Source organism: Clostridia bacterium, assembly GCA_036562685.1.
Lineage (GTDB): Bacteria > Bacillota > Clostridia > Christensenellales > DUVY01 > DUVY01.
Genome location: DATCJR010000038.1, coordinates 1 through 12,605 on the forward strand (window position 1 = coordinate 1; position 12,605 = coordinate 12,605).

Below are 12,605 nucleotides of genomic sequence, written 5' to 3' on the forward strand. Positions count from 1 at the left end.
TGAGCTTCTATCAGCAATTCACTTGAAGGCATTATGGCTTCGTCAACAACTTTGTCTGAAAAATCGGCATTATAATCCATGCTGTTGGTTGCTCCGTCCGTATCGACAAACAGCACTTTGAAATTAGCTCTGCCGTTATAACGAACTTCGCCTGCCAGCGCCTCATAAGATAAAATATCGCTGTCGCATGAAATAGTCAAAATTTTGGCTATTTTTGCATCTGTTTCGGGCTGAAGCCTTGCCTCAATAGCGACCTGATTTGGAGTAACATTTTTAAAATGCTCCGGAATAATTTTTTCATATATTTGCTCTGATGCCATAATGATGCCCCCTGTTAATATTTACAGTGTAACAATATATTTTATAGCGATAGCTGTTGTTTTATGACTATAAATATGTATTTTATTTTTTTATCTAGGTGCTTTTAATAATATATTGCGTTTGGTTTATTTTTATGACCAAAGGGGCATAATAATCAAAGTTACCTTAATTTGGTTTTTAAAAAAACATTTACCAAAGATCTAGGAGAAAAATATGAGAAAACCTATTTATGAAATGGAATCTGTAAAGCAAAAGATATTAGAGTTAAAAGGAAAAGCAATAAAGCTTACAGTTCATCGTGGCAGAAAACGCTATGTTAAATATACAGGAATATTAGAAGAAATCTATCCTTCTGTTTTTACAGTCAGAATAAATGAACATAAATCTATGGATATTATCACTTATTCTTATTCGGATGTTTTGTGCGGAGATGTCAAGATTTCTGTGCCTGATGTAATGTCAGCCACATAATCATAGCAGCAAAAACGACAATAAAGACATAAGCACAAGATAAACTGAGAATCCCCAAAAGGCGTGATTTGATACAATTTTGAGCATAATTTTTGCGGAGAAAAATCCGCTTACCAAAGCGCTCAAAAAACCAGCGATTATTGCGCCTGCGCCTATATCCACATTTACAACGCCTATGTCTATTATATCAACAACTACTGCACCCAAGACTACTGGTATGCTCATCAAAAAGGAAAATTTGGCTGCAGTTTCTCTATCTTGACCTGCTACCAGTCCTGCGCTTATTGTTGAACCGCTGCGGGATATGCCAGGAAACACTGCTATGCCCTGAAACACGCCCATAATAAATGCCTGCCCAACAGTAATTTGGTCTAAACCGTTGTTACCCAATAACCATTTTTGAGGCTTCTGCGAAACAAGATCGCCGATAAGCAAAAAAATTGCGCTTATCATAAAACCCCAGCCTAAATAGTTTCCGCCAAAGCTTGCTTTTAAAAAGGCTTCAAACACAAACACTATAACCGCTGCAGGTATAGCAGAAATTATGATATTAACTGTAAGTTTAGAAAACGGATTAAGAAATAATTTTTTTATTTCTTGAAACAAAACCGCAATTACTGATATCAATGTAGCAAGATGCACCACAATATCAAAGCTAAGCGCACTTTCGGATATATTAAAGAGGTTTTGAAATAAAACCAAATGACCGCTGCTAGAAATAGGCAAAAATTCTGTAAGCCCTTGAATTAATCCTAAAATTATCGCTTCCCAAATAGTCATAATTAATAGATATGGAATATTGCTTCAAAAAATAACCTAATTTGTATAACCCTTGGATTTAAGTCTTTGGACTTTTTTTTCGTGTGTGCTATAATACCTCTTGCTTAATAATTTTATTTTGGAGTTCGTTTGAAATGAAACTGGGTGTAGTGGGTTTGCCCAATGTTGGCAAAAGCACGCTTTTTAATGCAATAACTAATGCCGGTGCAGAAAGCGCCAATTATCCGTTTTGTACTATAGAACCTAATGTAGGTGTAGTCAATGTTCCTGATCCTAGACTTGAAGTTTTGGGAAAATTATATAACACAAAAAAAATAACACCTGCCGTACTTGAATTTGTAGATATTGCCGGACTTGTAAGAGGAGCAAGCCGCGGCGAAGGCTTGGGCAATAAGTTTTTGTCGCACATAAGAGAAGTTGATGCTATTGTTCATATAGTAAGATGCTTCGATGATCCAAATATAATTCATGTTGACGGAAGTCCTAATCCAAAGCGCGACATAGAAACCATAGAGCTAGAGTTAATTTTGGCTGATATGGAAAGCGTAACAAAAAGAATAGACCGTGCTTCAAAAGCGGCAAAAGGCGGAGATAAGCAAAGCATTCAAGAGCTAGAACTTCTTAACAAAATCAAGACTGCTTTGGAAAGCGGAAAAAATGCACGAAGTGTTCTTTCAACACCTGAAGAAATAGAACTTGCTCAATCGTTTTTCCTTTTGACCACCAAGCCCGTAATATATTGCGCTAATATTGGTGAAAATGATATCGGAAAAGAAACTGATTATGTAAAAACTGTGCGTGAATATGCCAAGGAACAAAATTCTGAATTTATGGTCATCTGCGCCAGAATTGAAGAAGAACTTGCCAGCCTTGACAAAGAAGAAAAAGAGCAGTTTATGGAAGCTTTGGGTCTAAAGACCAGCGGACTTGAACAGCTTATTGTTACAGGTTATAGACTTTTAGGCTTAATCAGCTACTTGACTGCTGGCGAAAAAGAAGTAAGAGCGTGGACCATAACCAAAGGTACCAAAGCACCGCAAGCAGCAGGAAAAATTCACAGCGACTTTGAAAGAGGATTTATTAGAGCAGAAATTGTATCTTATGATGATTTGGTTGCTTTGGGCTCTTTTAATGCGGCAAAAGAAAAGGGCAAGGTCAGAAGTGAAGGCAAGGATTACGTAATCAAAGACGGAGATGTTGTTCTGTTTAGGTTTAACGTCTGATGCTTTTTTGCTTGGTATAAAATCATAATACTATATGGTATAATTCTTGTTAATGAATGTAATCACTGATTTTTTTTCAAAAGGACAAAAAATAGGCCTGGCGGTAAGCGGCGGCATGGATTCCATGGCGCTGCTTCATTGGTTTTTTGAAAACAAACAAAAACTTGGAATCAGCATTGTCGTTATTAATATAGACCATGACATCCGCTCAACATCTTATGAAGATAGTGCTTTTGTACAAGACTATTGCCAAAAAATAGATGTTCCTTGTCTTTTTTATAAACTAGATAGACAAAAGCTGTTTAAAAACAATGTGGAAAACTCGGCGCGTCTAGAAAGATATGCTATTTTTCATGAATTAATAGAAAAAAAAGAAGTTGATTATATTGCGACAGCGCATCATGCTAAAGACAATGCTGAAACCGTTTTGCTGCATTTGTTTCGCGGCTGCGGACTAAAGGGCGCTGGCGGAATAAGCCTAAAAACCCCAAAGGGAATAATAAGACCGCTTTTATATACGCCTAAAGAAGAAATTATTCAATACATCAATGACAATAATATACCTTATGTTACTGACGAAACCAATCTTTGCACGGACTATGACAGAAATTTTATAAGACTAGAAATTTTGCCCAAGATTGAAGAACGCTTTAAAGAAGCTGTCAAAAATATAAATTCATTTTCTAAGACTGCCAAAGTAGATAATGAATTTATAGAACAATATGTCCCTGGTCAAAAAGTCAATAATAATGAATTGTTTATACCTTTAGAGCACTTTAACTTTAAAGACAGTATAATCAATCGTGAAATACTCAACTCACTTAACTCTTTGGGCATCCATTATGATATCGATTCTTCTCATATTGAGCTAGTAAAATCTCTTGTTCTAAGGCCTGCAGGAACTAAGCTGGATATAAAAAACGGAATAATAGCTTTAAGAGATTATAACGGCATAACACTTATTGATAAATCAAATCTAGAAAATGACGAATTCTTAGATTTCAGTGTACCTTTTGGTACAGGAAAAATAAAACTTCCTAATGGTGTTTTGGAAGTTGAGTTAATGAAAAATGATTTTGATGACATCAATTTTTTAAAAAATTTACAAGAGCAGTATCTGGATGCAGATACATTGCCTTCTGACTGCGTCATCAGGTTTAGAAGAGCAGGCGATTGTATAAATAAATTTGGCGGAAGCGGGAAAGTATCGCTAAAAGAATATTTTATCGACAAAAAAATATTAGCAAGAAAGCGTAATAGGGTACCTTTATTAGCGAAAAAAAATCAGATATATGCTATAATAGGAATATCTGTTAGCCAAGAGGTAAAGATTACAAGCCAAACACAAAACATATATAAGCTGAAATTTTTGGAGGAACAGTAATGTCTAAAATTACTAAAGTATTAATCGATGAAAACACTATAAAACAACGTGTAAAAGAACTAGGCGAAGAAATTTCTCGTGATTATGCGGGAAAAGACATTCTTATGATAGGAATTTTGAGAGGAAGCGTTATTTTCTTTGCCGACCTTATTAGAGAAATCAAATGCAATGTTGTAATTGATTTTATTTCTGTAAGCAGCTATGGTTCAAGCCATAAAACAACAGGCGAAGTAAGAATGATAAAAGATGCAGACGAAGCTATTGACGGCAAAGATGTTATAATCGTTGAAGATATTGTTGATACCGGCTTAACATTGCAATATCTCAAAAAAGTTTTGTCTTCAAGAAATCCTAATTCTTTGAAAGTTTGCTGTCTTTTGGATAAACCTGAAAGAAGAAAGGTTGAAATCAGTTCAGATTATTTGGGCTTTACAATTCCTAACGAATTTGTAGTAGGCTATGGCTTTGACTACGCACAAAAATACCGCAATTTAAAAGATATTTGTGTATTAGACCCTAAGGGCTAAAAATAAAAAAGGCTGATACAGAATATAATAAATTACATTTTATATATACCCTGAAATCAGCCTTTTAGCAAAACAAATAAATTGTTTTGTGATTATAGGATATGTCACTTTTCAAAAAATATTCAAGAAAATCTATTTTTCTTTGTTTTTTGAACTAGAATATGTGATATAATAGTTATGCCAAATGAAAGAAAGGCAATATTCTGCTAAAATTATTCTTGACACTTATGAAAATGGCAATCGTGCTTTGAGAATCGACACTGACGGAATAGTTACTTTTAGAGGCGTCGGTGTTTTTGTAGACTTTCAAAATGAAGATTATAAGACAACGATAGGTTTTTCTGAAGACACGGTCACCTTGACCAGAATCGGAGAGCAATCCTATACAATTATATTAACCAAAAATCAAGTTAAAGAATTTTTCATAGATACAGGCTATGGCTTGTTGCCGATAAAGGTAACAACGCATGATATTTCTTATAAACAGGAAGATAATATAATTAATCTAGTCATGGAATATTCGCTTAAAGCCGATGCGCTAACAGAAAGTATGAAAAATAAATTAATTCTTAAATGTGTCTTTGGAGGAGCATTATGAAACTGCAATGGCTGGGGCATGCAAGTTTTTTGCTAAAAGAAAGCACCGGCACGGCAATTGTAACTGATCCATATGATAAAAAACTTACAGGTTTTGAAATGCCCGAAGTACATGCCGACATAGTTACTTCTTCTCACAGCCACGCTGATCACAACTATTTTAAAGCAATAAAAGGTTCGCCAATTATTTTAAACAAGCCGGGTGTAACTGATGTTTTGGGTGTTCAAATTACATCTATACCTAGCTTTCATGATGATAAACAAGGCAAAAAAAGAGGGGAAAATCTAATTTTCAAATTTAGAATTGACGGCATTGATGTCTGTCATTTGGGCGATATAGGACAGGAAGTTTCAGCAGAACTTACTGACCAATTAATGCCTGTTAATATACTGCTCATTCCAGTAGGGGGAAATTATACCATTGATGCTCACCAGGCATATGAATATGTTAATGTATTAATGCCTGATGTTGTAATACCTATGCATTACAAAACACCTGACTGCCAAATAGACATAGAAAAATTAGATTCTTTTATCAGGCTGTTTGACGACGATGCTGTAATCTTTTCAGAGGATGACATTCTGGAGTTTGAGAGAGATGATTTTGAAGGAAATTTCACCAAAATCATAATACCCAAACGCTTATTAAAATCGAATATGCTTTAAACATGTATTTTTAGATTTAATTTTACAAAATCTAAAAGCGTCTACATTTTATGCATGCTTAGAAAGTTAATAAACATTAACTGCCTTGCATAAAATTTTTTATGGATATTTTTAGATAATTAAATTGATTTTTACACCTTTCTTATATATTCAAATGTTCAAAGGAGTTTTTTAAGATAATGGACAAAGTTTACAACAGGAGTACCCTTGCCGATATGGGCATTTTTGAACTCAGGGAATATGCTAGACGTGTCGGAGTGGATTCTCCCACTATGTACAAAAAAGATGTATTGATTGATAAAATAATCGCGGTGCTACAAGGCGAGATAGCCCCTAAGCCCAGATCAAACAGAGGCCGTCCTCCTAAGCCGCTTATAACCAATACAACTAATGCTGCCACAACACCTACAGATTCTTCTTATATAAATACTCCGGTAATTTCCCTTGGTAAAACCCCTGCTGTTTTAAACGATTCAGCTACTAATGATTATGATGAATTTGAAGAACGTGAAGGAATTTTGGAAATTCATAATGACGGTTATGGTTTTTTGAGAGTTCACAATTATGAACCGGGCGATAAAGATGCATATATTTCCAATCAGTTAATAAAAAAATACCGCCTAAGAAAAGGCGATTTAATAAAAGGTCAAGTCAGAAAAATTCGCGAAGACAAACAAATTGCAGTTTTTAATATCATAAGCGTTAACGGTGTAAATCCTGATGAAATTGCAAAACGACCCAACTTTGATGACTTAATTCCTATTTATCCTAATGAAAGATTTAAACTTGAACTTCCCAATTCAAAATATGATATAGCAATAAGAAGCATAGACTTAATAGCACCTATTGGAAAAGGTCAGCGCGGTATGATAGTCAGCCCTCCTAAGGCGGGTAAAACAACGATTTTGAAAAAAATTGCCAATTCTATAGCTATCAACCATCCCGAAGTACATCTTATAGTTTTGCTGATAGATGAACGTCCCGAAGAAGTTACCGATATGCAGCGTTCTATTAAAGGTGAAGTTATATATTCAACATTCGATGAAAGTCCAGACCATCATACTAGGGCTGCCGAACTTGTTTTGGCAAGGGCAAAGCGTCTTGTAGAAATGAACAAAGATGTAGTCATTTTGCTAGACAGTCTTACAAGATTGGCACGTGCTTATAACCTTACCATTCCTCCAACAGGAAGAACGTTAAGTGGCGGTATTGATCCAGGCGCATTATACAGTCCAAAGAGATTCTTTGGTTCTGCGCGTAATATAGAAAATGGCGGAAGTCTTACAATAATCGCTACAGCCTTGATTGATACAGGTTCCAGAATGGACGATGTAATTTATGAAGAGTTTAAAGGTACGGGCAACATGGAAATTCACCTAGACAGACGCCTCAGTGAAAAACGTATATTCCCTGCAATTGATCTTGCAAAAAGCAGTACAAGACGCGAAGAATTGCTGTTATCTCAAAAAGAGCTTGAAGGTATCTGGTCTATACGAAAGATTTTGTCAGTAGGCGATACACAAGAAGCTACAGAACAACTGATTGCTATGATGTCAAAAACAAATAATAATATAGAATTTATTGATAATCTTCAGCTTTGGTTAAAAAATCTTTAAAATATAATTGAATAAAAAGCATAACTTGCCGTACAATTGAGATATTTTACGGCATTTTTTTTTGCATAAAAAAAGGCTCTCTATACGAGAGTCTTTTAAAAAGCTGATTTAAATTATCTTCTATAACCACGGTCTGAGTTATTGAATCTTTGCTTTTTTGCTTTTCTGCATTCGGGACATCTTGTGGGCTCATTGGTAAAGCCTTTTTCTGCATAGAATTGTTGTTCGCCTTCGGTAAACAAAAACTCTTTGTTGCAGTCCCTGCAAACTAGCTTCTTATCGGGCATGGTACTACCTCCTGTTCTTTTTCCATAACGGTCTTTTAAGAGATAGTATCATTTTCAAAAACGAATTGAGTGTTAACCGTGGGTGTTTTTAATAGTGATATTATCCTAAACAGAGTCTTACGGATTTACTTTTAGTATATCAAAACAAAGGTATTTTTGCAATTACTTTGTATATGATTTTGCTGTCTTGTTATCTCTGTTAGTTTTTGCCTTTTTTCGATAATACACACTGCATGTCATAAAAAATATCAGACACAGCGTTACAATGGCAAAATTGATCAGCACAAACGATGATATAGTATTAAACAAAATATAAATTACGATGCTGATCCAACTTATGAATGTTAGGACAAACCCTATAAAATAATATATAGCGTATTTTTTATAAATGTTCATTGCCCCTCTGCCTGAACATTAACTCAAAAAATTTTAATCTTTAGTAAAAATATTTTTTTATATCTAGAAAAAATCAAAATTGAAGTCGGCTTTTAAACAACATATAAAAATATATACTACTTAAATGCTTTTTGTCAAACATTTTTGTATATTCTAGTATATGCAAAATACTTAATATATGATTCAATAGGGTATTTTTTTATAAATACAATATCCTTCCATATTATCTTTTTCGCTTACAGTTATGTTCTCGATATTCAACATCTTCATAATTGATTGTGCCAAAACAGCACCATATCTAATGACTTTGGCGCGTTCAATGCCCAAAGTAGGATATGACTCATATATTTCTTGATCTGATTTGATCCACAACTCATTAACAAGCGTGTTTAAAGCTTTTAGCTTAATTATACTGTTATCTACGATTTTAGGATCGTATTGCTTTAATTTTAAAAGCATGCTAGATAAACTAGTAAATGTTCCGCCTATCCCTACAAATTTATCGGCTTTTGATTGACCGTAATTTTGAATAGTTTCTTTTATATATTTTTCTAAGGCTTTTCTATCCAGACCAAACAAATCTCTAAGTCTTACCGTTCCTATGGACAAACTTTTAGAATATGTAATCTCATTGTTTTTTCCAATACTTATCTCGGTGCTTGCTCCGCCGATGTCAACTACGCCTAAAAATTGTCCTTTTTCACTTTGACCGCTGACCGCGCCCAAAAAACCGCACAAAGCCTCATCATTGCCGCTCATGACGTCTATTTCAATTCCGATTTTTTGTAAGACCTTTTTTAAAAACTCATGCGAATTTTTGGCTGCGCGTATAGCCTCAGTTGCAAAAATATAAATATTATGAGCGCCTGCTTGTTTGGCATAAATAACATAATCTTCCAATACCGCCAAAGTTCGGTCCATTGCGGCGTCACATAATATTCCAGTTGTACTTAAACCCTCGGCTATGCGAGTCACTTTAGACATTTTGGCAAAACTTTTGCCGGTAAGCATAAGCCTTACTGAATTAGATCCCAAATCGATTATTGCGTTCATGATTACTTTTTGGGGACAAATACAATCTCCCCATCTTCTGTCAACTCCAATTTTTCTCTTGCGTACTTTTCAATATAATCTTTTTCTAAACGGCTTGCAAGTTCATTGTCTATTCTTTCTGACAACAAATTCAATTCGCTGAGTTTTTTTCGCAACTCTTCTTGTCTTGCCTTCAGCCTAAATATTGTAATAATGTTGATAGTAAGAGCAATTAACATTATTACCAAAAGGCTTACGGCGGCAACAGTAATAAGCTGTCGTTTTTTTTCTCTTGCGGACATAACCGCCTCCACCAATAACGCTATTTTTTGCCTTGTTCGTTATTGTCTTTGAAAAGTCTGCAAAATTGATTATACACTATTTTACGAAAGCTCTCAAAATGTTTGCCTAGAATAGCCTTTAATAAAAAAACACCTAAAATGTAAGATAAAAAGGAATAAAAGCGAATTTCCCCGTAATTTATCAAAAATGCCCATAACACAAGCCCAGCTCCGATTATGAGCATTACCAAAAAATCTAATATAAAAATATATATTTTGTTAGACGAGATAACCTTAAATGTATATGTAAGTTCGCATACAAGTCCAATCACAATCCCGCCAAACAAAAACGCAAGAAAAATAAGTCCTTGCCCTTCGTTGATTGTCATTTGAACAGCCTTTTTATAAATCCCTTTGTTTTGGTTTGGTCATACTTAAAACAAGAAAATTCACCGGTTATCACAAGCCCGCCTTCGTCCGCGTTGTATTTCTGGATTTTTATTTCCGAGCCTGTAATTTCAAGCACACCTGCGCTTGTATCAATTAAGACCAAAACATCGTTGGCGTTGATAACTTCTTTTACACCCGTAATGGATAACTTTTTTCGACCATCGCATTGCAACGTATGCGTCTTGGCTGTCAAAACCTGATTGCTCTCTGAAGACATAATCTCACCTGTATTTTTTAATGTTTTATATATCTTTATTATTCTTACAGGTGAGGTTATGCTACTTTTATTTATTTCTTGATATTTTTTGATTTTTGCTGATTATTAATGATTATTATAACTATCAATATGATAACTGCTATTATTACAACGCCTATTATATAAAAAGCATTTTCAGGCATGTTCTCAAAAATTGAATTTATAAATTGCTTTATTTCATCAAAGAAATCAAATTCTTTGGTATCGCCTGGAATAATGCTGTCTTTATAATATAGATTGTAAACACCGTTTTGCTTTTTTACTTCAAACACTATATCACCCATAGTATCCGTTCTTAACAATTTATCTTGAGAAAAGCCCATTTCTAAAAATCTATCCAAAACTTCGGTGTGGGGATGTCCGTAAGAATTGCCTTCACCGCAGCTTATTACGCCATATATCTGCGACCTTTTGGATTGCTTAGTGACAAGTTCAATTAACGCACTAGAAGAAGATGTTCGGCTTCCATGATGTCCAAGTTTATATACATCTATATCAAATTCTTCATTTTTATATGTTTCAACAAAGGCGGCTTCTGCTTCTTTTTCTGCATCACCGCTTAAGAAAAATTCAAAGCCTTTGTATTCTATAATAAAGATATTGCTATAATTGTTTGAATCAGAATATTGATAACTTAACGGCGAATAAAAACTAATCAAATAATTATCGCCGTTTATATCCTGACTTGGCTTAGATTGGGGACGATTATATCTTCTTCCGTCGCTTACCAAAACTTTGGGCGTATAAGATTTTCCGTCAATTTCAAATGATTTGTATGCCTGTTCTATAAATTCTTTATATACTACCGTGCTTTTGCTCTCAACTTCTATGTCTATTCCATCGTCATCCCATAATTTAAGATTTTGGTCTGTTATAGTATTATCCTGCGTAATTGCAAGCACAGGATCCACAAAGCCGGATAATGATGCTATTACATTGGGACGGTATATCGTCATAGCGGGATAGACTTCTAAAACTTCAGGCATGCTTCCTAAGTGATCCGCATCAGTGTGCGTAACTATGCAGTAGTCAAAATATTTTAGTCCGTCAAAATTTTGTTGTATATAGCTTAGGATTTTTTCTTCTGTTTTGTTTTTGTTGTCGCCCGCATCAACTATCATTGTTTTTCCATCAGGCAGTTGTATTATGATACAGTCGCCTTGACCGACATCTACAAAATGCACTTCAAGATCATATTCTTGAGCATACACCAGTTTGTCAGGTAAGATGTTATAAAAAACGCCAGCAATCAAAATAAAAATACATAATAAAGAACATGTTATTTTTTTATACAAATATTTCATAATCTACTTCTATCATAATAATACATTATTTTTAAATTTGACAAAACCGCTATAACGATATATTTTTATAATCATAAAAAAGTTCCTAATGAAAAACTCTATAAAAAATATAATATTCTGCTAAAGTAAACCATATAATAAGGAAGATGAATATGAGATTCAAAAAAGATAAAAAACCGCTTTTAGGTCTGGCTTTGGGCGGGGGAGCAACCAGAGGTTTTGCTCATGTCGGCGCAATAAAAGCTTTTGAAGAATATAATATCAAGTTTGATTATGTAGCAGGCACAAGCGCAGGCTCTATTGTCGGAGCGCTTTATTGTGCAGGAGCTAACAGTCAAGACCTTATCAATATCTCACATGCTTTGGATCCGAAATCATTAAGGAGTGCTTTATCTTTGCCTCCAATAGATACAGCTAAGCTAGAAAATATCTTAAAAAATTATATAGGTGATATAACCTTTGATGCGCTCAAAATTCCTTTTATCGCTGTGGCTGTGGATTTGAAAGAAGCAACTCAAGTGTACTTAAAAAGCGGAGCTGTGGCAAAAGCCGTAAGCGCAAGCTGTGCTGTTCCGTTCTTTTTCCGCCCCGTAATAATAGATAATATGCATCTTGTTGACGGCGGACTGCTTAACACCGTACCAAGCGATGTAACTAGGGTTATGGGTGCCCAAAAAGTTGTGGCTATAGATGTCAACAGTTCTAGAGGACAGGGTACAGACAGCCTAAGAATTTTGGATGTCATTGGCGCAACCATAAGAATAATGGGTTCAGTCAATGCTATGATTGGCAAAACATATGCAGATGTTTTAATTACGCCTGACCTTAAAAAATTCAAGCCAACTAGCAAAGACGGGTATGAAGAGATGATAGAACTTGGATACAATGCCGCAAAAGCTGCTATTCCTCAAATTTTAGATCTTTATTAAATTTTTATATAATTTTACCAATAAATTTTATCTTTACTTATCTACAAAAATAAGTTAAAATCTAATCATTATGGATAAGGGAGAT

Annotated in this window: 16 protein-coding genes; 8 read left to right on the top strand and 8 right to left on the bottom strand. The window is 34.6% G+C overall.

Going from position 1 to position 12,605, the window contains the following annotated elements; all coding sequences use genetic code 11:
- A partial coding sequence (locus tag VIL26_01460; protein ID HEY8389610.1) for a DUF3794 domain-containing protein occupies positions 1-320 on the bottom strand: 320 nt, incomplete at its 3' end.
- Between the two features lie 214 nt (positions 321-534).
- Here VIL26_01460 and VIL26_01465 point away from each other — a divergent pair.
- Positions 535-792 carry a Veg family protein gene (locus VIL26_01465; GenBank protein HEY8389611.1) on the top strand — a complete coding sequence of 86 codons (258 nt, stop codon included), beginning with the start codon at positions 535-537 and terminating at the stop codon, positions 790-792.
- On the opposite strand, the gene VIL26_01470 is transcribed toward VIL26_01465, so the two are convergent.
- On the bottom strand, positions 793-1,572 hold the full coding sequence (locus tag VIL26_01470; GenBank protein HEY8389612.1) for an undecaprenyl-diphosphate phosphatase: 780 nt from the start codon (positions 1,570-1,572) through the stop codon (positions 793-795).
- Positions 1,573-1,706: 134 nt separating this feature from the next.
- Between VIL26_01470 and ychF the strand changes: the two genes are divergently transcribed.
- The 6 genes from ychF to rho all read left to right on the top strand — a co-directional run bounded on the left by ychF (position 1,707) and on the right by rho (position 7,585).
- Entirely contained in the window at positions 1,707-2,795 is a 1,089-nt protein-coding gene (ychF, locus tag VIL26_01475; protein ID HEY8389613.1) for a redox-regulated ATPase YchF, read from the top strand.
- A gap of 52 nt (positions 2,796-2,847) precedes the next feature.
- On the top strand, positions 2,848-4,179 hold the full coding sequence (gene tilS, locus VIL26_01480) for a tRNA lysidine(34) synthetase TilS (GenBank protein HEY8389614.1): 1,332 nt from the start codon (positions 2,848-2,850) through the stop codon (positions 4,177-4,179).
- On the top strand, positions 4,179-4,706 hold the full coding sequence (gene hpt, locus VIL26_01485; protein HEY8389615.1) for a hypoxanthine phosphoribosyltransferase: 528 nt from the start codon (positions 4,179-4,181) through the stop codon (positions 4,704-4,706). The genes tilS and hpt overlap by 1 nt, the downstream gene beginning before the upstream one ends.
- 184 nt (positions 4,707-4,890) lie before the next feature.
- A complete protein-coding gene (locus tag VIL26_01490; protein ID HEY8389616.1) occupies positions 4,891-5,304 on the top strand; it encodes a DUF1934 domain-containing protein in 414 nt (137 codons plus the stop codon).
- On the top strand, positions 5,301-5,969 hold the full coding sequence (locus VIL26_01495) for an MBL fold metallo-hydrolase (protein ID HEY8389617.1): 669 nt from the start codon (positions 5,301-5,303) through the stop codon (positions 5,967-5,969). Before VIL26_01490 ends, VIL26_01495 begins: the two co-directional genes overlap by 4 nt.
- 179 nt (positions 5,970-6,148) lie before the next feature.
- Positions 6,149-7,585, top strand: a complete 1,437-nt coding sequence (gene rho, locus VIL26_01500) for a transcription termination factor Rho (protein ID HEY8389618.1) — start codon at positions 6,149-6,151, stop codon at positions 7,583-7,585.
- 113 nt (positions 7,586-7,698) lie between these two features.
- Here the strand turns inward: rho and VIL26_01505 are convergent, their stop codons facing one another.
- From VIL26_01505 to VIL26_01530, 6 genes are all read right to left on the bottom strand, one after another.
- Complete coding sequence (locus tag VIL26_01505) at positions 7,699-7,872, bottom strand: zinc-ribbon domain-containing protein (GenBank protein ID HEY8389619.1); 174 nt, start codon at positions 7,870-7,872, stop codon at positions 7,699-7,701.
- Between the two features lie 579 nt (positions 7,873-8,451).
- A complete protein-coding gene (locus tag VIL26_01510) occupies positions 8,452-9,321 on the bottom strand; it encodes a Ppx/GppA phosphatase family protein (protein ID HEY8389620.1) in 870 nt (289 codons plus the stop codon).
- A 2-nt stretch (positions 9,322-9,323) separates the two neighbouring features.
- A complete protein-coding gene (locus VIL26_01515; GenBank protein HEY8389621.1) occupies positions 9,324-9,602 on the bottom strand; it encodes a septum formation initiator family protein in 279 nt (92 codons plus the stop codon).
- A 20-nt stretch (positions 9,603-9,622) separates the two neighbouring features.
- Positions 9,623-9,970 carry a spore cortex biosynthesis protein YabQ gene (gene yabQ, locus VIL26_01520; protein HEY8389622.1) on the bottom strand — a complete coding sequence of 116 codons (348 nt, stop codon included), beginning with the start codon at positions 9,968-9,970 and terminating at the stop codon, positions 9,623-9,625.
- Positions 9,967-10,248 carry a YabP/YqfC family sporulation protein gene (locus tag VIL26_01525; protein HEY8389623.1) on the bottom strand — a complete coding sequence of 94 codons (282 nt, stop codon included), beginning with the start codon at positions 10,246-10,248 and terminating at the stop codon, positions 9,967-9,969. Before VIL26_01525 ends, yabQ begins: the two co-directional genes overlap by 4 nt.
- A 71-nt stretch (positions 10,249-10,319) precedes the next feature.
- Complete coding sequence (locus VIL26_01530; protein HEY8389624.1) at positions 10,320-11,591, bottom strand: MBL fold metallo-hydrolase; 1,272 nt, start codon at positions 11,589-11,591, stop codon at positions 10,320-10,322.
- A gap of 152 nt (positions 11,592-11,743) precedes the next feature.
- Here VIL26_01530 and VIL26_01535 point away from each other — a divergent pair, with 152 nt between their 5' ends.
- Positions 11,744-12,520: a patatin-like phospholipase family protein gene (locus VIL26_01535; protein ID HEY8389625.1), complete on the top strand. Its 777-nt coding sequence runs from the start codon at positions 11,744-11,746 to the stop codon at positions 12,518-12,520.
- Positions 12,521-12,605: the final 85 nt, after the last annotated feature.